The sequence below is a fragment of the Pseudoxanthomonas sp. LjRoot206 genome, from assembly GCF_056175725.1.
This window is the reverse complement of sequence record NZ_JBGFFI010000004.1, coordinates 125,290-149,627: the sequence shown is the minus strand read 5'-3', so window position 1 is coordinate 149,627 and position 24,338 is coordinate 125,290. Positions and strand designations below refer to the sequence as shown.

Genomic DNA, 24,338 nt, shown 5'->3' with positions numbered 1-24,338 from the left:
GCTAGGGCTTGGCGCGGCAGTGTGAAACGGCCCGTACAATGGTGCGGACTCCCGCTTCTGGTGCGCCATGCACGCCGATCTTCCCCTTCCCGACGACGCTGCGCAGGCACACAGCGCGCAACTCGCGGCCCTGATCCGCGCCGAGATCGCGGCCGAGGGCGGCAGTCTGCCGTTCTCGCGGTTCATGGAGCGCAGCCTGTATGCGCCGGGCCTGGGTTACTACAGTGCGGGCAGCACGAAGTTCGGCGAAGCCGGCGATTTCACCACGGCGCCCGAACTGGGGCCGCTGTTCGCCAGCTGTGTGGCGCAGGCGGTCGCGCCGGTGTTGCAGCAACTGGGGCCGGAGGCGGCGTTCGTCGAGATCGGCGGCGGCAGCGGCGCGTTCGCCGAAATCATGCTCAAGCGGCTGCTCGAACTCGATGCGCTGCCCGCGCGCTACGCCATCCTCGAGCCCAGCGCGGATCTGCGCGAACGCCAGCGCGAACGGCTGGGCCAGTGCCTGATCCCGCCGGTGTTCGATCTGGTGGAATGGCTCGACGGTCCGCCGTCGGAGGCATGGAATGGTGTACTGTTCGCCAACGAGGTCATCGATGCGCTGCCGACGCCGCGCTTCACGCTGCGCGACGGCGAGGTATTCGAGGAGGGCGTGGCGCTGGACGGCGAGGGGCGCTTCGTCCGTACGGACCGGCCGGCCGATGCCTTGCTGGCCGCAGCGGTGCGCCATGTCGAACGCTATCTGGAGCGTCCGTTTCCCGATGGCTATCGCTCCGAGCTGCTGCCGCAGCTGCCGTACTGGATCCAGGCGGTGATGGGCGGGCTGGATCGCGGCGCCATGCTGTTCGCCGACTACGGCTACACGCGCCGCGAGTTCTACCAGGACGACCGCGATGACGGCACGCTGCGTGCGTACTACCGCCACCGCGTGCACAACGATCCCTATCTGTGGCCGGGCCTGCAGGACATCACGGCGTCGGTGGATTTCACTGCGCTGGCCGAAGCCGGCACGCAGGCGGGCTTCGACCTCGCCGGCTACACCACGCAGGCCAACTTCCTGCTCGGCAACGGGCTGCAGGAGCGCTTGAACGAAGCCGAAGCGCGGGCCGACGAGATCACGCTGCTGCGCCTGCGCAACGAAGCCAAGCGATTGACCCTGCCCAGCGAGATGGGCGAGCGCTTCCAGGTGATGGGCTTTTCCAGCGAGGTGGAATTCGGCACGGCCTTCCTGTTCAACGACCTGAGCTGGCGCCTGTGAGCGGCATCCTGGCGTTGAAACCGTTCCACCGTCCGCGGTTGTGGCTGGGCCTGTGGTTGCTCGCGGTTGCGGTGGTCGCGGTGTTGTCGCTGGTCAACCTGAGCAGGTTGCCGCCGGTGCCGGAAGGGGGCGACAAGGTCGAGCATTTCCTCGCCTACGGGCTGCTGTCGGCATCGGCCATGCAGTTGTTCGCCAGGCGGCGCGGCTGCCTGCTCGTGGCCGCGCTGCTGGTCGCGCTGGGTATCGGCCTGGAGTTCGCGCAGGGCGCGCTGACCACCACGCGCATGGCGGATCCGCATGACGCGCTCGCCAACACGCTGGGCGTGCTGGCGGGACTGGCGACGCTGCCGACACCGTTGCGCGGCCTGCTGCTTGCGCTGGATGCCCGCTGGCGGCCCGTGCGCGCCTAGCAAAAGGAAAGCCGGGACATGCCCGGCTTTCCTTGTTACGCATGGCCGATGACGGCGCGGTTCAGCGCGGCTGCAGCGTGATGCGGTCCAGCACCCACATCTGCGGACGCGTGTCGCCGGTGAAGCGCACGCACAGGTCCTGCTTGCCGGTGGTGCCGGCCGGCAGCGGTGCGTCGAGGTCGAGGAAGCCATCCGCGTTCGGCGCGGCCGGCAGGGCGACCGTCGCCAGCATCTTTCCCTTGCAGCCGCCGCCCAGGATTTCCAGTTCGCCCAGCGGCGATTTCGCCGGTTCGAAGGTGCGGGCCGGCTCGTCGTGGGCCAACTGGAAGTAGTACGGGATACGGCCGGCGCGTACCTTGATCGACGCGATGCCGTCCAGGTCGGCCTGGTTCCACTGCCAGCACGGATAGAAGATCGTCGCGTTGAAGATCGCGCGCTCGCCTTCCAGCGGGCCATCGTCTTCCAGGCGCAGCAGCAGGCGTCCGGCATCCGGGCACACGCCCATCGCTTCGTCGGTACGCGTCAGCATCGCCGCCGGCGTCAGCTCGAACGTCGACGCCGGTGCCAGCGCACGGCCGTCGGCGAACGCGGCTGCACGCACGGTGGCCGGCAGCTTCACGTCCAGTGGCGTGGCGAAGGTCGACGAGGCCTGCGTCGGCTCGCTGCCGTCGGTGGTGTAGTGCACCGGGTAGTCGAGCGGATTGGACAGCGTGACCTTGGCGGTGCCGGCCTTGCGGTCGTCCTCGGTGGCGATCAGCGGTTCGAACGGCGTCTTCGCGTAGCCCAGGCCGATGGCGTCGTAACGCTTCAGCTGCGTGGGCAGGCGGGCGGTGAAGCTGGCGAAGTCCTTCTTCGCGGCCGGCGTCCAGCCGGTCTCCGCGACCGCTGCCAGGCGCGGGAACGCGTTGTGCTGCAGGCGGGCGAAGGTGCGCGTGTGCTCGGTCCACAGATTGGCCTGGATGCCGAGGATGTGGTGGCGCTGGCTCTCTTCCAGTTCCGCCGGCACGGGTTCGAAGCCGTAGACGTCCTGCAGCGTGATCAGCGCCGGGCGGCCGGGCGGCTCGTTCGGCGACGCGGTCTGCAGGTAATCGAGGTAGGTCTTGTTGGACGGCGACATCACCACGTCATGGCCCTGGCGCGCGGCCTGGAGGCCGCCTTCGATACCGCGCCATGACATCACCGTGGCCTCGGGCGGCAGTTTGGCTTCCAGGATCTCGTCCCAGCCGATCAGCCGCTTGCCGTACGTGGACAGGTACTTCTCCAGGCGTTCGACCAGGTACCCCTGCAGGTCCATCTCGGTCTTCGCGCCGACCTGGCGCATGCGCGCCTGCTCGCGCGCGGAGGCTTCCCACTGGTCTTTGACCGCCTCGTCGCCACCAACGTGCACGTAGGTGCCGGGGAACAACGTGACCACTTCGCCCAGCACGTTCTCGAGGAAGGTGATGGTGCCTTCCTCGACGTTGACCAGGTTGGGGAACACGCCCCACTCGTTCGACGGCACCAGCGGCGTGGCGATCGAGCCGAGCTCCGGATACGCCGAGATCGCCGCCGTCGCGTGGCCCGGTACGTTGATCTCGGGCACGACGGTGATGTGGCGTTCGGCGGCGTACTTCACCACGTCGCGGATCTGGTCCTGCGTATAGAAGCCGCAATACGGGCGCGGCTCGCCGGTCTTCGGGTCCTTGCCGCCGTCGCCGGCGGGAATGCGGCAGCCGCCGATCTCGGTGAGCTTGGGATACTGCTTGATCTCGATGCGCCAGCCCTGGTCGTCGGTGAGGTGCCAGTGCAGCGTGTTGAGCTTGTGCAGGGCCATCGCGTCAATGATCTTCTTGACGTCCTCGACCTGCTGGAAGTGGCGCGCCGGGTCCAGCATGAAGCCGCGCCAGCCGAAGCGGGGTGCGTCCTCGATATGCAGCGCGGGCAGCGTGACGCGGCCCTTGTCGCCTTGCGTGACCAGCTGCCACAGCGTCACCGCGCCGTAGAACAGGCCGCGTTCGTCGTGCGCCTTCACGGTCACGCCGTCGGGCGTGACGTCGAGCGTGTAAGCCTCCGGGTTCTTCGTCGCGGCGGCTGCCGCTTCCAGCACGAAGCGGATCATGCCCTTGCCTTCTTCCTGCGTGGTGGCCAACGCGGGGCCGCCTGCCGATTGCAGGTAGGCCGCGAACTGTTGCGCGACGCGCGTCGCCGCCTCGCCGCTGGCGGCCAGCTTCGTATCCGCGTTGACGGCGAAGGCGCCTTCACCCGTCCGCAGCTCGGCGGGCGCCGGGATCAGCGAGGGGGTGATCGGTGCGGACGCGGCGGTGTCCGCGGCCGTGTCGCCGGCCGGCTGCTTGCAACCAGACAGCACCAGCAGGGTGAAGGCCAGTCCGGCCAGGGCGCGATGGGCGATGGGTCGTTTCATCGGTGTCCTCGGTAGCGGTGGGCACAGCATGCCCCAAAAAAAAGCGGGCCAGGACGGATCCGGGCCCGCAGAGGGAGAGTGTTCCCTTACATCGTGGTGCTTAGAACTTGAAGCGGAAATTCAGGTAGTACTGGCGGCCGTTGCTGTAGAAGGCGTGCGGCAGGTAGCCCGGCACCGCATCGTTCTCGGTGTAGTACTTCAGCTTGGGATCGTTGAGGTTCAGGCCATCCAGGCTGATCGTCAGCCAGTCGGTCGCCTTGAAGCCGAGCGATGCCGACACCGTGGCGAAGTCGTCCTGGTAGAAGTTGTCGGCGCGGCTGACGCCGGCATAGAACGAGCTGCGGTAGCTGTAGTTCACGCGGGCGTTGAAGCGCGTGTTCTCGTACCAGGCCGAGAAGTTGTAGGTGTTCTCGGAGGTGCCGTTGAGCGGCTTGCCGCCGTCCGCCTTGCCATCCACATAGGTGTAGTTGGCGTTGATGCCGAAGTTCTCGCCGATCGGCTGCTCGTAGGTCAGTTCCACGCCCCTGGCCTTGCCGTTCGAGTTGACCGGGATCGACACCAGGTAGTCGCTGTAGACGTCGGTGCCGGCGGCTTGGCTGGCCTGCTGGTCCTTGTACTGGACGATGACGTTGCCGAAATCGACGTAGCCGTCCATGTCCATCGAGAACACGCTGGCAGCGAGCAGTGCGCGCGGCGCGAAGTACCACTCCAGCGAAGCGTCGAAGTTGGTCGACACCAGCGGATCCAGGTTCGGGTTGCCGCCGCTGCCCTCGTGCGTCAGGTCGTTCAGCGTCAGCGAGCCGGCCAGTGCGGAGAAGTCCGGGCGGGTCATGGTCTTGCTTCCCGACACGCGCGCCACCAGATTGTCGGTCAGCTCGAACTTGAAGTTCACGCTGGGCAGCAGTTCGTTGTAGTCGTTGTTGACCACGACCGGCAGGTAGTCGCCGAAGGCCGAGCCCGTGATCGCACCGGGAATGCCGGAGTTGACCGCAAGTGCCTGGTTGTAGTTCACGTCCGTCTGCGTCCGGACGTAGCGCAGGCCGGCGTTGCCGCTCCAGCGATCGCCGCGGAAGTTCAGCTGCGCGTACACCGCATTGATGTCTTCCTTCACGCCGTACACGTCGGAGAAGTAGAAGCGTTCGGGATTGTTCCGATTGGCGAAGCGGGCGTTGATCTCCGCCAGCTGGCCCGGCGTGTAGTACCAGATGTTCGACGGCACGTTGCCGCCCACGCCGAAGTCGCCCGGATAGTTGCCGCCGCCGGCCGGATAGGCCGTGATGTCGGTCCAGTTGGTCGCCCAGTTCGGTCCCTGCGCGAGCGAGAAGTCGTTGCTGCGCTCGTGCGTGGCATAGCGGTAGCCGAAGTCCAGCGAGGACAGCGTGTCATTGTCGAAGAAGAACTGGCCATCGGCCTGGGCCCAATCTTCCTTGTCCAGCACGTCGATGCCCTGCGCGCCGAAGATCCAGCCATCCTGCGGGCGGTGGTTCGCCGCCGTGTTGGTGCCGCCCAGCGACCAGTCGATGGGGTTGCTTACACCGTTCATGCTCCAGCTGGCGCCGGCGTTGCCGGCGATGCCGGTTTCCAGCACGTCCTGGGTGGGGCTGCTGCCGTTGCCCTTGGTGGTGCCTAGTTGGAAGACGAACTTCAACGCGTCGCTGGCATTCCATTCGGCATCCAGCGCGATGTACTTGGAGGTCGACTCCGCGCCCGGCCGCGAGATCATGTCGTAAACGCCGTACGGGGTGACGGCCGTGCCGGTGGTGACCGGCGCGTAGGTGGCGCTGGTCAGCACGCCGTTGTTCACCGTGTAGCTGGCGGGCGTCTGGTTGACGAACCGGCTGGCCCACATCATGTAGTTGCGGTTGTAATTGTCCGCTTCCAGCTTGGAGTAGAACGCATTGACGTTCAGGGTCAGGTTGTCGGTGACCTTGGCCTCAATGTTGGCCACGCCGCCCTTGCGCTTGCGGACCTGCTCGAACAGCGCGGCACCGAGGAGGTTGGGATACAGCACGCCTACCAGTTCCGGATTGCTTATCGATACCGGTGTCGGAGTGACGCCATCCGCCTCGAACCTTGGGATCGCACCGTAGCCGCCCACCACTTCCTGGCCGTCGCGGCGCAGGCTGCGCTCCTCGTTGAACACCTGCACCAGGAAGCCGGCGGTGCTCTCGTCGTTACGCCAGTTCAGCAGCGCGTCGAGCTGCGGCTTGGTGTCGCCCGGCAGGTCGGAGTGCACGGCGCCGATCGAGCCCTGGATCGTGAGCGGCTCGGCGAACTGCAGCGGACGGCGGGTGATGATGTTGACCGAACCGGCGGTGCCGCCTTCGACCAGCTTCGCTTCGGAGGTCTTGTGGACGACGACGCGGTCGACGATCTCGGACGGGTACAGCGAATAGCTCACGCTGCGGCCGACGTTGCCCACCTGGCTGAGCACGAACCAGTCGCCGGTGCCGATGGTGTGGCCGTTGACCAGCGTCTGCGTGAGGCTGGGATTGGTGCCGCGCAGGCTGACGCGATCGGCTTCGTCGAAGCCGCCTTCGCTGGCGCTGGACGAGGCGATGTTGACGCCAGGCAACTGGCGCAGCGTGTCGGCCACGTTCTTGGCGGGCAGCTTGCCGACGTCTTCGGCGGTGACGACTTCGACATGCGTGGCGGCATCGCGCTTGGCGTCGAGCGCCTTCTCGATGCTGCCGCGGATGCCGGTGACGACTACGGTATCGAGATCCGTCGCGTCGGGTGTGGCGGTGGATTCCTGTGCGCTGACCTGCATGGAAAACGCGAGTCCTGCGGCGATCGAGGCCGAAAGGATCGAGGTGCGGTACTTCATGATGTCTCTCCCATCACTGTTTTTTGAGTTCCGGCAGCCATCGCTCGCGCTGTTCCGCCGTGCCTGGTACTTCGGTGTTGCCTGGCGTTGCACGTATCCCCTGCACCCCGCCCCTTGATGCCTGCGCCTGTCCCGGCGCTTCCCTCATCTGTCTTCGTCGCGGTCGAGGTACCACCGTGCCGCGCCGATCACCCCCAACTGCCCGTGTTCCACCAGCTTCACGGGAATGCGTTCCAGCGCCTCGCGCATCGATCCCTTGTTGAGGAAGCGGGACACGAAGCTGCTGTCGATCAGGACGTCGCGGATCTTCGGCAGGATGCCGCCGGCGAGGTACACGCCGCCCTGCACGCCGTACAGCAGCGCCATGTCGCCGACCACGCTGCCGAGCAGGCCGCAGAACACATCCAGGCTTTCGCGCGCCAGCGCGTCTTCGCCCGACTGCGCCGCGGCGGTGATCTGCCCTGGGTGCGCGTAGGGCGACGGCGCCACGCCGCGCACGGCGCACAGCGCGGTGTAGAGGTTCATCAGGCCGGGGCCGGACAGTGCGTGTTCGACCGGCACGTGCGTACGGGTCTTCAGCATCTCGGCGAGCAGCGCCATTTCGAGCGCGTTGCCCGCGGTCAGTGCGGCCTGGCCGGCTTCGGTGGCGAGCACCACGGCGCGCGGGCCGGCAGGAATCCAGACGGCGGCGCCCAGTCCGGTGCCAGGTCCGAGGATCAGCGTCGGTCCGTGCTTCGGCGCGATGGCCGGGCCGGTGAGCTGCATCACTTCGCTGGCGTCCATCTGCGCGGCGGCGTGCGCCACGGCCTCGAAATCGTTGACCAGGCGGACGTCGTCGAAGCCCAGCTGCGTGCGCAGCTCGGCCGGCGACAGCCGCCACGGCAGGTTGTTGGTGATGACGGTGCCGTCTTCCAGCGCGTAGCCGGCGCTGGCGATCACCGCGCGCGCCACCCGCGTCGCGCCCAGGCGGGCGATGAAGTCGGCCACGATGTCGCCGAGGCCGGCGTGCTCGGCGCAGGCGTACTTGCGGTACTCCAGCACGCTGACGGGTGTGCCGGGGTCGCTGCCGCCGCGGACCAGGCCGATGCGGACATGGGTGCCGCCGACGTCCGCCGCGATGAAGGCGTCGTGCGCCCCGCTGATGGCATCCGTCGGCATTGGATTCGCTATGGCGACCACACGTCTCCCCACATGTTCGCGGCCGGGACGCCCGCATCCCGATATGGCCGGAGTGTGAAAAGTGTTTGACAACGTTGTCAAGACTCTGTCATGAAATAGCCGTCCGGCACGCCGGAGGACGTCATGAAACAGAAACAATCGTCGTATTCAGCGAGCGATTGTTTTCAGTAGTAGCGTTAATCATTGAATTGGAAGGGGGAATCCGGGCAAGTCCGATAGGACTTGATGCTGCAGTGCACGACGTCACTGGAGTCACATCCAGGGTTCCGGAGCTACCCGCACTCACGCTTTTCCCAGTTCGTCCGATTGGCTTTGACAACGTTGTTCCCGATGCCCGACGCTCTGGCGCCTGGCATCGCCAGCCCGAGGGATTGCATGACCAGCACTGCCGGCTCCAGCCCGTACCGCTCGCTCGCCATCGTCGGCGTGCTGTTCTTCATCATCGGCTTCTTCACCTGGATCAACGGGCCGCTGATCACGTTCGTGCAACTCGCCTTCGACCTGGACGAGGTGAATGCCTTCCTCGTATTGATGGTGTTCTACCTGTCGTACTTCTTCCTGGCCTTGCCGGCAGCGGCGCTGCTCAAGCGCACCGGCATGAAGAAGGGCCTGGCCGCCAGCCTGTTCGTGATGGCGGTCGGCGCGGCGATGTTCGGTGAGTTCTCCACCCAGCGCTGGTATCCCGGCGCACTGTCCGGCCTGTTCGTGATCGGTGGAGGGCTGGCGTTGCTGCAGACCGCGGTGAATCCGTACGTCAGCATCCTCGGTCCCATCGACAGCGCCGCCCAGCGCATCGCGCTGATGGGCATCTGCAACAAGGTCGCAGGCATGCTGGCGCCGCTTGTGCTCGGCACGCTGGTCCTGCATGGCGTGGGCGACCTGGCCGTGCAAGTAGGGGCCGCCGATGCGGCCGGCAAGGCGGTGCTGCTGGATGCGTTCGCCGCGAAGATCCATCTCCCGTACCTGGCGATGGCGGGCGTGCTGGTGGTCGTCGCCATCGGCATCCTGTTTTCGCCGCTGCCGGAAGTGAAGCCGTCGGAAGCCAACGCCGCGCCCGCGGCCGACGCGACCGACAGCGAACGCTGCCTGTCGCAGTTCCCGCACCTTTGGCTTGGCGTGCTGTGCCTGTTCCTCTATGTAGGCGTGGAGGTGTTGGCGGGCGATGCGATCGGGACGTACGGAAGGGGCTTTGGGCTGCCACTGGACCAGACCAAGCTGTTCACCACCTACACGCTGTTCGCGATGCTGGCGGGATATCTGGTCGGTCTGGCACTGATCCCGCGCATCGTGTCGCAGCAACGCTACCTGGCCATCTCAGCCACGCTTGGCGTGCTGTTCTCGTGCGGCGCGTTGCTGACCCATGGCTACGTGTCGGTCGGCTTCGTCGCGGCACTGGGCTTCGCCAACGCCATGATGTGGCCGGCGATCTTCCCGCTGGCGATCAAGGGACTGGGCCGGCATACCGAAGCCGGCTCGGCGCTGCTGATCATGGGCATCGCGGGTGGCGCCATCCTGCCGCAGGCCTTCGCGGTACTGAAACAGCACTACGACTTCCAGCTGGTGTTCGCCGGACTGGCGATCCCGGGTTATCTCTACATCCTGTACTACGCACTGGCCGGCCACCGGGTGGGCTCGCCGAACCGGGCGGCGACGGCGGTGCCGGAACGCGGCATCATGGCGGACTCGCCTCCATGACGGAAACGCCCATGCGCCGACCCACCATCAAGGACGTCGCCGAACGCGCGAAGGTCTCGCTGAAGACCGTGTCCCGGGTCATCAACAACGAGCCGTCGGTGCTGCAGGGCACCCGCGCGCGCGTGCTGCACGCCATCGCCGAGCTGGACTACGAACCGGACCAGTCCGCGCGCAACCTGCGCAGCGGCACGCCGTTCGTGATCGGACTGGTCTACGACAACCCCAACCCGTACCACATCATCGGCGTGCAGAACGGGGTGCTGGCGGCGTGCAAGGAAACCGGCTTCGGCCTGCAGATCCATCCGGTCGATTCCACCTCGCCGCTGCTGGCGGAGGAACTGGTGGAGTTCGTGCAGCGCTCGCGCCTGGCCGGCCTGGTGCTGACCGCGCCGATGTCGGAGCGTGCCGACCTGGTGACGACGCTGGCCGCACGTGGCGTGAAGCTGGTGCGCATCATCGCCGCGACGGAAGATCCCGACGATGGCCTGCCCTGCGTCTACGTCGACGACCGCGACGCGGCCTACGAGATCACCGAGCACCTGATCCAGCTCGGCCACCAGCGCATCGGCTTCCTGTGGGGCGGGTTGGCGCATCGCTCCAGTACCGAACGCTATGCCGGTTACGAGAAGGCGCTGAAGGACTACGGCATCACGCTCGACAAGCACCTCGTGGTGCCTGGCGACTACACCTTCGACGACGGTTTCCGCGGCGCACGCCGCCTGCTCGCATTGCGCGAACCGCCGACGGCGATCTTCGGCTCCAACGACGAGATCGCGGCTGGCGTGCTCGCCGCCGCCAAGTCGGCCGGCATGAACGTGCCCTACGACCTGTCCATCGCCGGCTTCGAGGACAGTCCGTTCTCCAAGCAGTCGTGGCCGCCGCTGACCACCGCCAAACAGGCGACGCAGGACATCGCGAAACAAGCGGCCCGCCTGCTGATCGCGGGCCTGCGCACCGATGCCTACGACGACCATCCCACGCCGGTGCACAACCAGGGCTTCGTGCCGCAACTGGTCGTGCGCGGCTCCACCGCGCCGGTACGACCGCGCGCCGACCGACCCGAACCCGCCTCGCCATGACGACTCCGCTTCCCGCTCCCGCCGACACCCTGATGCACCAGGAAGCCGCCCAGGCGTCCGCGATCATCGCCGACCAGTACGCGCGCAACGCCGACACGGTGAAGGCGCTGGCCGCCGACCTGCGCCGCACGCCGCCGCCGTTCGTCGTCACCTGCGCGCGCGGCAGTTCCGACCATGCCGCCACGTACGCGAAGTACCTGTTCGAAACGCAGCTCGGCGTGGTGACGGCCTCGGCGTCGCCCTCGGTCGGTTCGGTGTACGAAGCGAAGCAGCGGTTGGCCGGCGCCCTGTATGTGGTGATCTCGCAGTCGGGCAAGAGCCCGGACCTGTTGCGCAATGCCACGGCGGCCAAGGAGGCGGGCGCGCGCGTGGTCGCGATCGTCAACGTGGCCGATTCGCCGCTCGCGCAACTCGCGGATACCGTGCTGCCGATGCATGCCGGACCGGAACGCAGCGTCGCCGCGACCAAGAGCTATCTCGGTTCGCTGGCGGCGATCCTGCAACTGGCGGCGTACTGGAAGGACGAAGCGCCGCTGCACGACGCCACGCTCGCCCTGCCGGAGGCGCTGCAGCGTGCCTGGCAGGCCGACTGGTCGCCGCTGACCGAAGGCCTGGTGGGTGCGCACAACCTGTTCGTGCTCGGTCGTGGCCTCGGCCTTGCCGCCGCGCAGGAAGCGGCACTGAAGTTCAAGGAGACCTGCGGCCTGCATGCCGAGGCCTACAGTTCTGCCGAGGTGAAGCACGGGCCGATGGCGCTGGTCGGTCCCGGCTTCCCCGTGCTGTGCTTCGCGCAGCCCGATGAAACCGAGGCCGGTACGCTCGCGCTGGCGCAGGAGTTCCGCGGCCGTGGCGCCCAGGTCTGGGTGGCCTCGCGCCAGGGCGACCCCGGAGCGGGTCCGGGGCAGGCTCTGCCGCTGGTGGATGCGCCGCATCCGGCGTGCGCGCCGCTGCTGACCATCCAGAGCTTCTACCGCGCGATCAATGCGCTGGCGCTGCGTCGCGGCCACAATCCCGACGTGCCGCCGCACCTCAACAAGGTCACCGAAACGGTATGAACGCGAAGCGTCCCGCCACCGCCCTCTGCAATGCCCGCGTGCTGACGCCTGACGGCTTCGTCGAGGGGCTGGCCGTGTTGATGCAGGATGGCCTGATCGTCGACCTCATCGCCGACGAGGCGCTGCCTGCCGACACCGTCCGGCAGGACCTGGACGGCGCAGCCCTGTTGCCCGGATTCATCGACGCGCAGGTCAACGGCGGCGGCGGCGCGCTGTTCAACAACGACACCAGCGTCGATGCGATCCGCACCATCGCGCAGGCGCACCGTCGCTTCGGCACCACCGGCCTGCTGCCGACGCTGATCAGCGACGATGCCGAGGTGATGTCGCGTGCGGTCGAGGCGACGCGTGCCGCCATCGAGGCGGGCGTGCCGGGCGTGCTCGGCATCCACCTGGAAGGGCCGTATATCGCACCGGCACGCAAGGGCACGCACAACGCGGCGAAGTTCCGTGTACCCGACGATAGCGAAGTCGCCATGGCGACCTCGCTCGACAATGGCGTGACGCTGCTGACGCTGGCGCCGGAACAGGTGCCCGCCGATACCATCCGCGCGATGGTGGCGCGCGGCGCCATCGTCGTCGCCGGCCATACGGCGGCCACGTACGAACAGATCCGCGCCGGCATCGACGCCGGCGTGTCGGGCTTCACTCATCTGTACAACGCGATGTCGCCGCTGCAGGGGCGCGAGCCCGGCGCGGTGGGCGCGGCGCTGGAAGACGATGGCTGCTGGTGCGGCGTGATCGTCGATGGCGTGCACGTGCATCCGGCCAGCCTGCGCGTGGCGCTGGCGGCCAAGCCACGCGGCAAGGTGTTCCTGGTGACGGATGCGATGCCGATGGTCGGCTCCGACGATCCGTCCTTCGATCTCTATGGCGAAACCATCACCGCCGTCGATGGCGTGGTGCGCAATGCCGCCGGCTCGCTGGCCGGTTCCGCGCTGGACATGGCGACCGCCGTGCGCAACAGCGTGCACCTGGTCGGCCTGCCGCTGGAGGAAGCCGCGCGGATGGCGTCGACCTATCCGGCCGAGTTCCTCGGCCTGGGCGACACCCACGGGAGGATCGTGCCCGGCTGGCGCGCCGACCTGGTTGCCCTGGATGCGGACCTGCAGGTGGTCGGTACCTGGATAGGTGGCGAGTGACGTTGGCATGACCGCTGCGCCGGCCCGGTTCGCGTCGGTCGACGCGCTGCGCGGCCTGACGGTCGCCGCGATGCTGCTGGTCAACACGCCGGGCGACTGGTCGCACGTGTACGCGCCGTTGATGCATGCGGAATGGCATGGCGTCACGCCGACCGACCTTGTGTTCCCGTTCTTCCTCTTCATCGTCGGCGTCTCGATCGCGCTCGGCGTGGTGCCGCGTGCGGACGCCGGCGTTCCCCGGCCGGCGCTGGTGCGCGCCGTGCTGTGGCGCGCCGCGAAGATCGTCGCGCTCGGCCTGGCGTTGCACCTGCTGGCGTTCCTGCTGCTGGACAGGCCGTCGTTCCGGCTCTGGGGTGTGTTGCAGCGGATCGGGCTGTGCTTCGCCGTCGCCGGGCTGGTCGCGCTGTACGTGAAGCCGCGCCTGCAATGGGCACTGATCGTCGCGTTGCTGTCGGGTTACTGGGCGTTGATGGCGCCGTGGGGCTACGACGCTTTTACGAACCTCGCCGCCCGCGTGGATACCGCGCTGTTCGGGCCATGGCTGTACCAGTGGGATACGTCCCTGGCGCGCGGACAGGATCCGGAAGGACTGCTGAGCACGCTGCCCGCCATCGCCACCACGCTGCTCGGCGTGCGTACCGGCGCCTGGCTGCGTGCGGGCGCATCGCGCGCGATCGGCGCTTCCGGTGTGGCCATGCTCCTGCTGGGCCTGGCGTGGTCGCTGGTCTTTCCGTTGAACAAGGCGCTGTGGACGTCGTCCTATGTGCTGTTCACGGCAGGCTGCGCGGCGCTCGCCCTGGCGGTGGCGCATGGGCTGGTGGACAGGCGCGGCTGGCCGGCGATCGGCCGCCGTTTCGGCGCCAACGCGATCGCCGCCTACGTCGGTGCCGCGCTGATGACGTACGTGGTGCTCGGGCTGGGCTGGATGGGGCCGCTGTACGAGTACGGCTTCGCCGGCTGGATGACGCCCCGCTTCGGTGCCTACGTGCCTTCGCTGGCGTTCGCGCTCGCCTTCGTCGGCGTGTGGTGGGTGGTGGTCTGGGCGATGGATCGGCGTGGCTGGTACCTGAAGGTCTGAAGCACCGCCGTCGTCACGCTTTTCTTCGTTCTGCGGCGGTACAACGGCAGCCAGTCTCCCGCCGGATGCCGCCCGCATGAAGATGCCGCTGCTGCTCGCCTGCTGCCTGTGCCTGACCGCCTGCCAGAGGGCGACCATCAACGAGGACGGCGCGGAAATCGTCGTGGCGTCGAAGCCTGCAAGTGCGGTCGTCGCGTCCTCGACAGGCGTTCTCGCAACGCCGTCGACGACGCCTGCCACCACACCCGAGACGGGACGGGTGATGGCGGGCCTGTCGCGGGCACGCGCGGTGCCCGATCCGCCGTTCACCAGCACGCCGGTGGCCACGTTCAACGAGCCGTGGGCAATGACGTTCCTGCCCGATGGTCGCCTGCTGGTGACGGAGAAATCCGGCAAGCTGCGCCTGGCGAACGTCGCCACGGGCCAGGTGGGCGAAGTCATCGGCGTGCCTGCGGTCGCTTACGGCGGGCAGGGCGGATTTGGCGACGTGCTGCTGCATCCGCGCTTCGCCGACAACCGGCTGGTCTACATCAGCTATGCGGAATCCGGTACCGGCGGGACGCGCGGCGCGGCGGTCGCGCGGGCGACCCTGCAACTCGACGCCAGCGGCAACGGCGGCAGCCTGTCGAACCTGCAGGTGATCTGGCGGCAAATGCCCAAGGTCAGCGGCGATGCGCATTACGGGCATCGGCTCGCGTTCGGTGCGGACGGCAAGTTGTGGATCACCTCCAGCGATCGCCAGGCGATGTCGCCGGCGCAGGACCTGCAGTCCTCGCTGGGCAAGCTGATCCGCCTCAACGACGACGGCAGCGTGCCGCCGGACAACCCGTTCGCCGCGCAGGGTGGCATCGCCGCCCAAGTGTGGACGCTGGGCCATCGCAACATGCTCGGCATCGCCTTCGACAATGCGGGCCGCCTGTGGACGCACGAGATGGGGCCGGCGGGCGGCGACGAACTGAACCTGATCGAGCGCGGCACCAACTACGGCTGGCCGATCGTGTCCAATGGCGACCACTACGGCGGCACGCCGATCCCCGACCATCCGACGCGACCGGACTTCAATGCGCCGGAAACGTGGTGGACGCCGGTCATCGCACCGGCCGGGTTCGTCATCTATTCCGGCAACCTGTTCCCGTGGTTCCGCGGAAAAGGATTCATCGGCGGCCTGGCGTCGCAAGCGCTGATCGAGATCGAGTTCACCGGCACCGGGGCACGCGAAGCACGACGCTACGCGATGGGCAGGCGCATCCGCGAAGTGGAGCAGGGCCCGGATGGCGCGCTGTGGCTGCTGGAGGACGGCGGCAGCGGGCGCTTGTTGAAGCTCACGCCGAACCGCAGCTGATCATCGCGCCGGGTGCGGCGGCGTATCGCTCGCTGCGAGCCGTTGCTCGCGTCCATGCCGCACGTCGAGATACAGGCTGTAGGCCGCGGTGAACGCCGGCAGCAGGTTCTGCAGCACGCCGACCGCGTCCTGCTTCGACGAGAAGACGAAGTAGCTGAGCGCCATCAGGCTGCCCGCCAGGCTCATGTACCAGAACAGGCGCGGGATCACCGGGCGCCGCGCGCGTCGCGATGCGACGAACTGCACCAGCCAGCGTGCGCCGAACAGGGCCGCGCCGGTCAGGCCGATCAGTTTCCACGGCGTCATGTGCAGGCCAGTCCAGGCCAGCCACAGGATTTCCTGGTCCATTGCGCTCACGGCTTGCGTCCCGCATTGAGCTCGCTGATGGGCGTGACATGGCTGCGCTGGATCAACCAGGACACGCCCATCAGGTCGCGGATGCCGACCAGCGCGCGACCGAGGTTGGTGTACTTGGATTGACCCGAGCCGCGTGGCCGGTGCGAGACCGGAACGCTGACCGTCTTCCATCCCGCGCGCTGCATCAGCGCAGGCAGGTAGCGGTGCATGTGGTCGAAATAGGGCAGCTCGAGGAACGCGGCGCGCTCGAACAGCTTGATGCCGCAGCCGGTGTCGGGCGTGTCGTCGTGCAGCAGTCGCTGGCGGATGCGGTTGGCCCAGCGCGAGGCCCAGCGCTTGCTGGCCGTGTCCTTGCGGTCGACGCGCCAGCCGGCGAAGAGTTTGGTCTGCGCATCGCCGGCATCGCGCGCGGCCAGCAGCTTGAGGATATCGGCCGGATCGTTCTGCCCGTCGCCGTCGAGCGTCGCGATCCACGGCGACAGCGCCTGCTTGGCGCCGGTGCGGATCGCAGCGCTCTGGCCGCTGCGCTGTTGGTGCAGCAGCACGCGCAACTCGGGCACGCCGGCCTTCAACGCCGCGAGCACGTCGCGCGTATCGTCGTCGGAATGGTCGTCCACGCAGATCACGTCGAAGGGCACGCGGCCCCGCAGGTGGCGCACCACTTCGTGCACCAGCGGGCCGATATTGCCGCTTTCGTTGAAGACGGGAATGACGACGGACAGGCTCATGGTGGAGGGAGACAGGGGAGTCATGGTCAGCGTGCGCTCCTGCAGGTCAGAAAAATGTCGTGCTCGGGGCGATAGAGCGACGTCTTCACATCCGTAAGGCCGAGTACGGTGTGGAACAGGTCGTCGTGGGAGTGCTCGCCGTTCGCCTGCTGCCGCAGGCAGCGATCGTCGAGGCGCATGGCGTGGCGCCAGCGATCCGAGAACCACGCGACCATCGGCACCTCGAGCTGCTCGCGCGGCGCGATCGAGTACGGCATCCCGTGCAGGTACAGGCCGCTCTCGCCGAGCGACTCGCCGTGGTCGGAGACGTACAGCAGGGCGGTGTCGTAGTCCTCCAGGCCCTTCAGCTGGTCGATGGCGGACGCCAGCACGTGGTCGGTGTAGCGCAGCGCGTTGTCGTAGGCGTTGGTGATCTGCGCGCGGGTGCAGCGGCCCAGGTCGGACGTGGTGCAGACGGGCGTATAGGCAGCGAACTCCTGCGGGTAGCGCTCGGAATAGGTGGGCCCGTGGTTGCCCAGCATGTGCAGCACGATGACCTGGTCGCCTTTCTGGCGACGCGCGGCATCGGCCAGGCCGGACAGCAGGATGCCGTCGTAGCAGCGCTTGCTGTTGCACAGGCCGGCATCGGTACGTGCATGCAGGTCCTCCACGGGCAGGCCGTCGCACGCGCCCTTGCAGCCGGACTGGTTGTCGCGCCACAGCGTGGCCACGCCGGCGCGCTGCAACACGTGCAGCAGCGACTGGTGGCTGCGGATCTCGCCTTCGTCGTAGTGTTCGCGGCCCTGCGGCGAGAACATGCACGGCAGCGACACTTCGGTGCTGCTGCCGCAGGCGCTGACGTGCGGGAAGTTCAGCACGTCGCGCGTCGCCAGCTCCGGCGTGGTCTGGCGCGCGTAACCGTTGAGGCCCCAGTTGGCCGCGCGTGCGGTCTCGCCGACCACCAGCACCAGCAGGCGCGGCCGGCGCATGGTGGCGGCGGGCGACTGCACGGCGTCGTCGCCGATCGGCAGCAGGGCGCGCTTGTGCCCGGGCGGATCCTCGCTGACCACCTTGGCCAGCGACACCAGCACGTTCGCCGGCGTCACCAGGTAGCGCACTTCGCGCTGGTTGCGCAGGAACGCGGTCAATTGCTGGGTCGACGGCAGCACGCCGACCACGCCGACCACGACCATGCCCGCAAGGAACGCGATGCGAACGCCGAACGTCCGCGGCCAGGTGCGTTCGCGCAGGCGCACGCGCCAGATAACAATCAGCGCCGGCAGCGCGGCGAGCAGCGGCAGCAAAGCATCGACGCCGAGCAGATCGCTGGCCTCGCGCCAGTCGGTATGCAGCACGTTGCGGATCATGTCGGCATCGATGTAGATGCCGTAGGACGCCATGTAGTGGCCCGCAAGTGCAGCCGTCACCACCAGTGTCGACAGCACGACGCGGGCGGTACGGCGCCACACCAGCAGCGACAGCCATACGCCGTGCACGGCGCTGACCAGCAGGAACAGCGACAACGCCCAGCGTCCCTGCAGCCACGGCTGCGGCGCGGCGGCGTGCCAGAACATCGTGTTGGCGAACAGGCTGAAGTACAGGCAGGCGAGCAGGATCAGGCTCTCCGACGACACCAGCGGGCGTGCCTGCACCAGCGCGCGCACGCGCTGCCAGCGCGACGGTATCGCCGCGTGGTCGAGGACGGAGACGCTCACGTGCGGGCCTCCGCGACGTTCCGTGCGCTGCGCCATGCGCCGATGCGGTCGACGCTGCAGGCGACGGCCCAGCAGACGGCCAGGCTGGCGACGTCGTGCGAGAGGAAGTGCGCACCGCGCACCTGTTGCGCCAGCCCGAATACGGCGCCGGCCAGCAGCCCGACGGCCAGCCCGAGGTGTCGCCGGCGCGGCGCGGCCTGCAGGAAGAAGAAGTACAGCGCGACCCAGGCGTAGCCGCTGGCCGCATGCGCGGCAGGGAAGCAGCCAGGCGTGCCGAGTTCGGCAGGATGGTGTGCGAACAGCGGGATGAGCGGACGCTGCCCGCCGAAGCCGGCGAGATCCCACGGGCAATCCATGTGCGTGGTGGCCTTCAGCACGGCCACGCAGGCGGTGGATACGAGGACGGCCAGCAGCAGACGTGCGGCGGGGCGTGTCCAGCGCTCTGCCGAGCGGGTGCGCCAATGCCACAACGTCGTGGCCAGCAGGCCGGCCCAGGCCGCCTGGCTCAGCAGGCGGCCACCCCGGTGCAGCACGGTCTCCAGCAGGAGGCTGCCCTTCATCGACCACGCATTTCCCTGCTGGTGGAACAACCACGATGCCCAGGGTTGGTCGAGCGATTGCGCCGCCATCCAGGCCGCGAGCAGCAGGATCATCGAGACCGGCAGCAGTCCGGGCAGGCGCTGCTCCGGCATGACGGAGAAAGAGGACGAAGGAGCGGACATGCGGCGCGGACAAAGTGGGGTGCGCGCATGCTGGTCGCCGCGATGTCGTAACGCGGTCGGACCGTTGTCGGAGTCGCGTTAAACGCCGCGCATGCCGGCGTTTCGCGTCAGCGTTGTTGCTGGATGTTCAGTCTTCGCTGACGTCGGCCGACCAGGTGGCCGGTACGTCGCAGCCCGCGATCCAGGCACGCCCGGGCGCCAGGATCCATTCGCGCCGGTTGGACGCACCGATGTCGATGACGCGCGCAGGGTCCAGGCAGGGACCGATCGCGTCCTTGCGCAGGAACAGCCAGCGCCTGTCCGGCGCCTCGAGCAGCCATGCATGCGCGTGCTGCCACTGTTCCACCCACGGCTGCTTGAAGCCGAAGTCGGTGACCGGCCTGTCCGCCTGCAGCAGGTGCTGTTCGCGCCAGCCCAGCATCGCCAGTTCCGCGTCCGGCCCGATGCGTTCGCCGACGCGTTGCATCAGTGCGCGCGCGGAACTGTCGAGGCTGATCGCCGGCATGAAGCCCATGCCGTACGCCGTCCACAATGCTGCCGTTACCGTGACCAAGGCCACCGCCATGCGCCGCCGCGCGACGATCGCGACCAGCGCGGCCACGACGGCGAATCCGAGCAGCCATCGGCTGAACTGCGCCACCGTGGTCATGTCCATGCCACGACCATCGACCAGGGCGTGAAGTCGCTCGGGTGGGGCGGTCATCAGCCACAGTCCCAGCGCGCCGGTCACCAGGATCAATACCGACACATAGGCCCACAACGTGGCGCGCACGCCGCGGAAGCACAGCAGGCCGGGCAGCAGGGGCGCGGCCGCGACCGCGAGCGCCGGCAGCATCGGGAAGATGTAGACCTCGCGCTTGCCGGGGCTGGCACTGAAGAACACCAGCACCAGCAACGCCCAGCCCAGCAACAGCGTGTAGCGTGCGTCGATGCGCTTCAGGCGGCGCCACCAGGCGGGCAGCAGCCACGGGACCAGCAACACGCCCGGCAGCCACAGCGTCAGCATGGTCTGCAGGTAGTACCAGGCCGGCTTCACGTGGTGCCAGGCGTTGGCGTAGCGGGTACCGGTCTGCTTGAGCAGCATCTCGCGCGCATAGCTGTGCAACGCAGGGTCCGACGATGACAGCACGACGGACAGCATCGGCACCAGCCAGACGCCCGCGCCCAGCAGGAAGCCGGTCACGCCTGTCAGTGCATGCACGCCCCGGTGCGCGGGCAGAGGCCGTGGCGACGTCCAGCGTACCCACAGCCAGGGAACGAACACCAGCAAGGGCAGGAAGCCGACGCCCTTGGTCACCGTGCCCAGCCCCGCGGCAAACGTACCGAGCGCGAGCAGCCACGGGCTCGGTTTCTCCAGCAGGTAGCGCAGCAGGGCCCACAGCGACAGCGTGGTCATGCAGACCAGCACCATGTCGATCTGCGCACGCTTGGCCTGCAGGGCGAACTGCAGGCAGACGAACAGGCCGAACACCGCGTAGGGCACGGCACGGCGTCCCCACAGGCGTCGCGCGAGGTCGCCGGACAGCCACAACGTCAGCAGCGCCGCCAGCAGCGACGGCAGCAGGAAGGCCACGTGCCAGTCGCGCACCACCACGTAACTCGCCGCCTGCAGCCACATGAAGGTCGGCGGCTTCTCCGCGTACAGCTCGAGGCCGCGATGGGGGAAAAGCCACTGGCCCGTTTCCACCATGGTGCGTGCGGCGAGCACGAAACGGGGTTCGTCGGCCGGCATCGGCTCGCGCAGGCCCAGCCCGGCCAGCAACGCCCACACCATCAGCACGGCCAGCAGGGGCATCTGCCAGCGGGGAGCGGGTCGGAACGGCGTGGAGGGCATCGGCGGCGTTGGCCAGTCTGCGGCGGAGCGCCCGATGGTGGATCATGGCGCGTAAGAGAACCGTCGGAATTCCGACGGCGCTTCGACGTCCGGCCTGCGATGCTGCCGGTCCACTCCTGGCGCGGATGCGTGCGATGCGGCTGCTGGTGATCGAAGACAACCGGAACCTGGTGGCGAACCTGTTCGACTACCTCGAGGCGCGCGGCCACACGCTGGACGCGGCGCCCGACGGCGTGACCGGCCTGCACCTGGCGAGTACCCAGGCCTACGACGCCATCGTGCTGGACTGGATGCTGCCCCGACTGGAGGGGCCGGAAGTACTGCGGCGTCTGCGCGAAGAGCAGGATTCCAGCGTGCCGGTGATCATGCTGACCGCGCGCGATGAGCTGCCCGACAAGATCGCCGGCTTCCGCGCCGGCGCCGACGATTACCTGACCAAGCCCTTCGCCCTGCCGGAACTGGAAGTGCGCCTGGAGGCCCTGATGGCGCGCATGCACGGCCGCCAGCGGCGCAAGGTGCTGGAAGTGCACGACCTGAAGCTGGACCTGGCGACGCTGGAAGTCACGCGCGGTGGCCAGCCACTGCATCTCTACCCCGCCTGCCGCAAGTTGCTGCACACGCTGATGCAGGCCAGTCCCGCGGCGGTCACCCGGCAGCAGCTGGAGCACGCGCTGTGGGGCGACGATCCGCCGGACGGCGACATGCTCCGTTCGCATATCTACGAACTGCGGCGCAGCGTCGATGGTCCGTTCCCGGTCAAGCTGATCCAGACTCTGCCGCGCACCGGTTACCGGCTGGCGCTGCCGCATCCGGAGGGGCCCGATGGCAAAGCGCCGTAGCCTGCATGCGCAGATCAGGCGTCTGCTGGGCGGCTATGCCGTGCTGCTGGCCGTCATCATCATGCTGGTGATCGCCGATGACTTCCTCGAGGACCGGGTCTGGAAGTCCTTGCTCCAGCAGGAGATCTCCCACTACGTCCAGCGCAGGGCCGTGGATCCCGAGCATGAATGGCAGGACACCGAGGAGCTGCAGCTGTACCGCGTGCCCGGTCGTGCGCCGCCGCCCGGCCTGTCGATGCTGCCGCAGGGCGTGCACGATGATTTCTGGTTCGGGGGACGCGAGAACGTGGTGCTGGTCCAGCGCGTGCAGGGCGTGGACTACTTCGTGGTGCGCGACATCACCGGGATCGAGACGATCGAGGACGCGCTGCTCCTCGGATCGCTGTGCCTCGCGTTCGTCGCGCTGGTGGTGATCGGTGTGATGGTCGCGCGCGGCGTGCGCAAGGCGCTGCGCCCCTTGTCCGACCTGGCCGACGACATCGGCACGCTGTCCCCCGATCATGCGGGCCAGCGTGTCGTCGTGGCGGATGGCGCCAGCTCGGAGCTGCATGTCATCACCAATGCGCTGAACGACTATCTGCGTCGCCAGGACGCATTCGTCGAGCGCGAGCGGATCTTCATCGATACCGCCAGCCACGAGTTGCGCACGCCCATCGCCATCATGGCCGGCGCCAGCGAGCTCGCGCTCGACCAGCCCGCGCTGCCGCCCGCCGCACGCCAGCAGGTGCAACGCATCCACCGCACCGCGCGCGATGTCGAGCGACTCATCGCGCTGTTGCTGACGCTGGCGAAGGACCCGGCCCGCCTGTCGCGCAGCAGCGAAACTGTGCCTCTGCACGAACTCCTGCCCGACATCATCGACGACCATCGGCACCTGATGGCCGACAAGGACCTGTCCATCGTCATCGACGACCTGGTGCCCTGCAGCGTCTCCGCGCCCCTGCACATCGTGCAGGCGGCGATCGGCAACCTGCTGCGCAATGCCATCGAGAACAGCGACAGTGGCGAAATCCATGTGGGTCTGGACGGTGACGCCACGGTCACCGTTCAGGACCCAGGCCACGGCATGACGCCGGAGGACATCAGCCGCCTCTATGCACAGATGGCGCGCGGTGGCGGTCGCGAGGGCGGCGGCATCGGCCTCGACCTGCTGGCGCGGCTGTGCGAACACCTGGGCTGGACCCTGTCGATCCAGTCGGCGCCGGGACGCGGCACGATCAGTCGCCTGCGCCTGGCGCGCTGAAGGCCGTCATCACGCCTGCGGCACTAGCATCGGGCTCCCGCCCCTGCCGGAGCCTGTCGATGAAAGCGCCCCTGTCCTGCATCGCCGTGCTGCTGCTTGCCGCATGCACGCCCGACGTCGTCCCGCCCGCATCCGATGGGCTCGCGCCGGCCGACGCCGGTGCGGCGACGGCCGCGGTACCTGCCGAGCCGGCCGACGCCAGCACGGCACCCGCAGTGGTGCCGCCGTCGTTCGATTGCGCCAAGGCGCAGAGCGAGGCCGAAAAACTGGTCTGCCGCGATGGTGAACTCGCCGCGCTGGATCGCCAGCTGGCCGCCCGCCATGCGGCGGCGAAGGACGAGGATCCTGCCGTGCAGCGTGGCTGGGCCAAGGGACGCGACGACTGCTGGAAGCAAGCGGATCTCCGCCTGTGCGTATTCGATGCGTATCGCACGCGCCTGGTCGAACTGGCGATCGCCGCGCCCGGTGCCGCCGTTCCGAAGACGGTGGAGTACCGCTGCAGCAACAACCGTGAGCCGTTCACCATGACGTACTACAACGACATCGATCCGCAGGCGGCGGTGATGGCGTTCGGCAACGACCGGGCCATCGTGTTTCCGCAACCGGCGGCCAGCGGCGCCAAGTACGGCCGCATCGGCGTCGAGTACTGGGAGCACCAGGGCGAGGCGAGCGTGGACTTCTTCGGCAACAAGCTGAGCTGCACGCCGGTTCCGTGAGGCCGGGCGGCTGGCGTGGTCACCGTGATGGCGGCCAGGCCAACGATGCGCTTGCGTCTCAGCGGACGCGGCGGTAGCGCACTTCGTTGTGGCGGTCGCCGACCTGGGTGGTCACCAGTCCGTCGCGCGACTGGTCGATGTCGAACGAGGTGTTGCCCACGTTGAGCCGGCCGTCGTTGATCCAGCCATTGACCGTCTGGTCGCGCGTGCGCGCCGTGGCGCGCCCATCGGCGCCGACGGTCAGGGTGACGTCGCGGTCGTAGACCGGGTTGTAGCCCTCGAACGTGCCGATCATCCACGACGGCACGTAGGAGCTGTGCCGTGCGCCCTGGTAGCGGTCGTCATCGTACTTGTCGTCGTTCTTGTTGGCGTTGTGGGCGATGGCGCCGAGGATGGCCGCGCCGATCAGCACGCCGGCGGCGACCTTGGCATCGTGGTTATCGTCGTGGTGGCCCGACGAACTGGTGTGCACGCGGAAACTCGCGCGGCAGCCGTCGTCGACCCAGATCTCGCGCCGGTTGTAGTCCCAGGTGCGGCCCTGCGTACAGGCCGTGCCGGACAGCTGGCGGTCCAGCGTCACGTAGCCGGCGGTACCGATCGGACAGCTCTGGTAGCGGTCGCTGCGGCTTTCGCAGGTGACGTAGTCGTCGGCCCGGGCGTCGAAGCCCCACAGGCCGGCGCCGGCCATACATAGGCAAAGCAGCGTGCGCACGCGTTCCATGTCGTTCCCCTGCATTGGTGGTGG

Annotated in this window: 20 protein-coding genes; 11 read left to right on the top strand and 9 right to left on the bottom strand. The window is 68.1% G+C overall.

All coding sequences use genetic code 11. The annotated features are described in order from the left end of the window. The first annotated feature begins 67 nt into the window (after window positions 1–67). Together AC04MD_RS13720 and AC04MD_RS13715 are read left to right on the top strand one after the other, a co-directional pair. Window positions 68–1,252, top strand: coding sequence for a class I SAM-dependent methyltransferase (locus tag AC04MD_RS13720; RefSeq protein WP_475497837.1), 1,185 nt, complete (start codon window positions 68–70; stop codon window positions 1,250–1,252). Beyond that, a complete protein-coding gene (locus tag AC04MD_RS13715) occupies window positions 1,240–1,662 on the top strand; it encodes a VanZ family protein (protein ID WP_475498166.1) in 423 nt (140 codons plus the stop codon). The genes AC04MD_RS13720 and AC04MD_RS13715 overlap by 13 nt, the downstream gene beginning before the upstream one ends. Window positions 1,663–1,723: 61 nt before the next feature. Here the strand turns inward: AC04MD_RS13715 and AC04MD_RS13710 are convergent, their stop codons facing one another. The 3 genes from AC04MD_RS13710 to AC04MD_RS13700 form a co-directional block, all read right to left on the bottom strand. Continuing rightward, entirely contained in the window at window positions 1,724–4,063 is a 2,340-nt protein-coding gene (locus tag AC04MD_RS13710; RefSeq protein WP_475497836.1) for a beta-N-acetylhexosaminidase, read from the bottom strand. Window positions 4,064–4,163: 100 nt separating this feature from the next. Then, window positions 4,164–6,890 carry a TonB-dependent receptor gene (locus AC04MD_RS13705; protein ID WP_475497835.1) on the bottom strand — a complete coding sequence of 909 codons (2,727 nt, stop codon included), beginning with the start codon at window positions 6,888–6,890 and terminating at the stop codon, window positions 4,164–4,166. 144 nt (window positions 6,891–7,034) lie between these two features. After that, the gene (locus tag AC04MD_RS13700; protein ID WP_475497834.1) at window positions 7,035–8,048 is read right to left on the bottom strand and encodes a glucokinase family protein; all 1,014 of its coding nucleotides are present in this window, start codon (window positions 8,046–8,048) and stop codon (window positions 7,035–7,037) included. A gap of 396 nt (window positions 8,049–8,444) precedes the next feature. Here AC04MD_RS13700 and AC04MD_RS13695 point away from each other — a divergent pair, with 396 nt between their 5' ends. From AC04MD_RS13695 to AC04MD_RS13670, 6 genes are all read left to right on the top strand, one after another. Next, on the top strand, window positions 8,445–9,764 hold the full coding sequence (locus AC04MD_RS13695) for a sugar MFS transporter (RefSeq protein WP_475497833.1): 1,320 nt from the start codon (window positions 8,445–8,447) through the stop codon (window positions 9,762–9,764). An 11-nt stretch (window positions 9,765–9,775) separates the two neighbouring features. Next, complete coding sequence (locus AC04MD_RS13690; RefSeq protein WP_475497832.1) at window positions 9,776–10,843, top strand: LacI family DNA-binding transcriptional regulator; 1,068 nt, start codon at window positions 9,776–9,778, stop codon at window positions 10,841–10,843. After that, on the top strand, window positions 10,840–11,898 hold the full coding sequence (locus AC04MD_RS13685; RefSeq protein ID WP_475497831.1) for an SIS domain-containing protein: 1,059 nt from the start codon (window positions 10,840–10,842) through the stop codon (window positions 11,896–11,898). Before AC04MD_RS13690 ends, AC04MD_RS13685 begins: the two co-directional genes overlap by 4 nt. Then, complete coding sequence (gene nagA / locus AC04MD_RS13680) at window positions 11,895–13,040, top strand: N-acetylglucosamine-6-phosphate deacetylase (protein WP_475497830.1); 1,146 nt, start codon at window positions 11,895–11,897, stop codon at window positions 13,038–13,040. Before AC04MD_RS13685 ends, nagA begins: the two co-directional genes overlap by 4 nt. Window positions 13,041–13,047: 7 nt before the next feature. Continuing rightward, on the top strand, window positions 13,048–14,118 hold the full coding sequence (locus AC04MD_RS13675) for an acyltransferase family protein (RefSeq protein WP_475497829.1): 1,071 nt from the start codon (window positions 13,048–13,050) through the stop codon (window positions 14,116–14,118). 262 nt (window positions 14,119–14,380) lie between these two features. Next, complete coding sequence (locus tag AC04MD_RS13670) at window positions 14,381–15,460, top strand: PQQ-dependent sugar dehydrogenase (RefSeq protein WP_475498165.1); 1,080 nt, start codon at window positions 14,381–14,383, stop codon at window positions 15,458–15,460. On the opposite strand, the gene AC04MD_RS13665 is transcribed toward AC04MD_RS13670, so the two are convergent. The 5 genes from AC04MD_RS13665 to AC04MD_RS13645 form a co-directional block, all read right to left on the bottom strand. Continuing rightward, window positions 15,461–15,808 (bottom strand): lipid-A-disaccharide synthase N-terminal domain-containing protein, encoded by a 348-nt coding sequence (locus tag AC04MD_RS13665; RefSeq protein ID WP_475498164.1) that lies wholly within the window; start codon window positions 15,806–15,808, stop codon window positions 15,461–15,463. Between the two features lie 5 nt (window positions 15,809–15,813). Next, window positions 15,814–16,569 (bottom strand): glycosyltransferase family 2 protein, encoded by a 756-nt coding sequence (locus AC04MD_RS13660; protein WP_475497828.1) that lies wholly within the window; start codon window positions 16,567–16,569, stop codon window positions 15,814–15,816. Between the two features lie 2 nt (window positions 16,570–16,571). Further along, window positions 16,572–18,239, bottom strand: a complete 1,668-nt coding sequence (locus AC04MD_RS13655; RefSeq protein WP_475497827.1) for a phosphoethanolamine transferase — start codon at window positions 18,237–18,239, stop codon at window positions 16,572–16,574. Next, window positions 18,236–18,961 (bottom strand): phosphatase PAP2 family protein, encoded by a 726-nt coding sequence (locus AC04MD_RS13650; protein ID WP_475497826.1) that lies wholly within the window; start codon window positions 18,959–18,961, stop codon window positions 18,236–18,238. Before AC04MD_RS13650 ends, AC04MD_RS13655 begins: the two co-directional genes overlap by 4 nt. 127 nt (window positions 18,962–19,088) lie before the next feature. After that, complete coding sequence (locus AC04MD_RS13645; RefSeq protein ID WP_475497825.1) at window positions 19,089–20,795, bottom strand: ArnT family glycosyltransferase; 1,707 nt, start codon at window positions 20,793–20,795, stop codon at window positions 19,089–19,091. 134 nt (window positions 20,796–20,929) lie between these two features. Here AC04MD_RS13645 and AC04MD_RS13640 point away from each other — a divergent pair, with 134 nt between their 5' ends. From AC04MD_RS13640 to AC04MD_RS13630, 3 genes are read left to right on the top strand one after another with little or no spacing between them, the layout of a single operon-like run. Next, on the top strand, window positions 20,930–21,634 hold the full coding sequence (locus AC04MD_RS13640; protein ID WP_475497824.1) for a response regulator transcription factor: 705 nt from the start codon (window positions 20,930–20,932) through the stop codon (window positions 21,632–21,634). After that, window positions 21,618–22,877, top strand: a complete 1,260-nt coding sequence (locus AC04MD_RS13635) for a sensor histidine kinase (RefSeq protein WP_475497823.1) — start codon at window positions 21,618–21,620, stop codon at window positions 22,875–22,877. Before AC04MD_RS13640 ends, AC04MD_RS13635 begins: the two co-directional genes overlap by 17 nt. A 59-nt stretch (window positions 22,878–22,936) precedes the next feature. Further along, window positions 22,937–23,593: an MliC family protein gene (locus AC04MD_RS13630; RefSeq protein ID WP_475497822.1), complete on the top strand. Its 657-nt coding sequence runs from the start codon at window positions 22,937–22,939 to the stop codon at window positions 23,591–23,593. Window positions 23,594–23,651: 58 nt separating this feature from the next. On the opposite strand, the gene AC04MD_RS13625 is transcribed toward AC04MD_RS13630, so the two are convergent. Further along, window positions 23,652–24,314 (bottom strand): DUF3011 domain-containing protein, encoded by a 663-nt coding sequence (locus tag AC04MD_RS13625; protein WP_475497821.1) that lies wholly within the window; start codon window positions 24,312–24,314, stop codon window positions 23,652–23,654. Window positions 24,315–24,338: the final 24 nt, after the last annotated feature.

What these genes read in the sequence shown, in the direction of transcription:
- AC04MD_RS13720 (WP_475497837.1), top strand. Translation starts at nt 68, where the DNA reads ATGCACGCCGATCTTCCCCTTCCCGACGACGCTGCGCAGGCACACAGC.
- AC04MD_RS13710 (WP_475497836.1), bottom strand. Translation starts at nt 4,063, where the DNA reads ATGAAACGACCCATCGCCCATCGCGCCCTGGCCGGACTGGCCTTCACC.
- AC04MD_RS13705 (WP_475497835.1), bottom strand. Translation starts at nt 6,890, where the DNA reads ATGAAGTACCGCACCTCGATCCTTTCGGCCTCGATCGCCGCAGGACTC.
- AC04MD_RS13700 (WP_475497834.1), bottom strand. Translation starts at nt 8,048, where the DNA reads ATGCCGACGGATGCCATCAGCGGGGCGCACGACGCCTTCATCGCGGCG.
- AC04MD_RS13695 (WP_475497833.1), top strand. Translation starts at nt 8,445, where the DNA reads ATGACCAGCACTGCCGGCTCCAGCCCGTACCGCTCGCTCGCCATCGTC.
- AC04MD_RS13690 (WP_475497832.1), top strand. Translation starts at nt 9,776, where the DNA reads ATGCGCCGACCCACCATCAAGGACGTCGCCGAACGCGCGAAGGTCTCG.
- AC04MD_RS13685 (WP_475497831.1), top strand. Translation starts at nt 10,840, where the DNA reads ATGACGACTCCGCTTCCCGCTCCCGCCGACACCCTGATGCACCAGGAA.
- nagA (WP_475497830.1), top strand. Translation starts at nt 11,895, where the DNA reads ATGAACGCGAAGCGTCCCGCCACCGCCCTCTGCAATGCCCGCGTGCTG.
- AC04MD_RS13675 (WP_475497829.1), top strand. Translation starts at nt 13,048, where the DNA reads ATGACCGCTGCGCCGGCCCGGTTCGCGTCGGTCGACGCGCTGCGCGGC.
- AC04MD_RS13670 (WP_475498165.1), top strand. Translation starts at nt 14,381, where the DNA reads ATGGCGGGCCTGTCGCGGGCACGCGCGGTGCCCGATCCGCCGTTCACC.
- AC04MD_RS13665 (WP_475498164.1), bottom strand. Translation starts at nt 15,808, where the DNA reads ATGGACCAGGAAATCCTGTGGCTGGCCTGGACTGGCCTGCACATGACG.
- AC04MD_RS13660 (WP_475497828.1), bottom strand. Translation starts at nt 16,569, where the DNA reads ATGACTCCCCTGTCTCCCTCCACCATGAGCCTGTCCGTCGTCATTCCC.
- AC04MD_RS13650 (WP_475497826.1), bottom strand. Translation starts at nt 18,961, where the DNA reads ATGTCCGCTCCTTCGTCCTCTTTCTCCGTCATGCCGGAGCAGCGCCTG.
- AC04MD_RS13645 (WP_475497825.1), bottom strand. Translation starts at nt 20,795, where the DNA reads ATGCCCTCCACGCCGTTCCGACCCGCTCCCCGCTGGCAGATGCCCCTG.
- AC04MD_RS13640 (WP_475497824.1), top strand. Translation starts at nt 20,930, where the DNA reads ATGCGGCTGCTGGTGATCGAAGACAACCGGAACCTGGTGGCGAACCTG.
- AC04MD_RS13635 (WP_475497823.1), top strand. Translation starts at nt 21,618, where the DNA reads ATGGCAAAGCGCCGTAGCCTGCATGCGCAGATCAGGCGTCTGCTGGGC.
- AC04MD_RS13630 (WP_475497822.1), top strand. Translation starts at nt 22,937, where the DNA reads ATGAAAGCGCCCCTGTCCTGCATCGCCGTGCTGCTGCTTGCCGCATGC.
- AC04MD_RS13625 (WP_475497821.1), bottom strand. Translation starts at nt 24,314, where the DNA reads ATGGAACGCGTGCGCACGCTGCTTTGCCTATGTATGGCCGGCGCCGGC.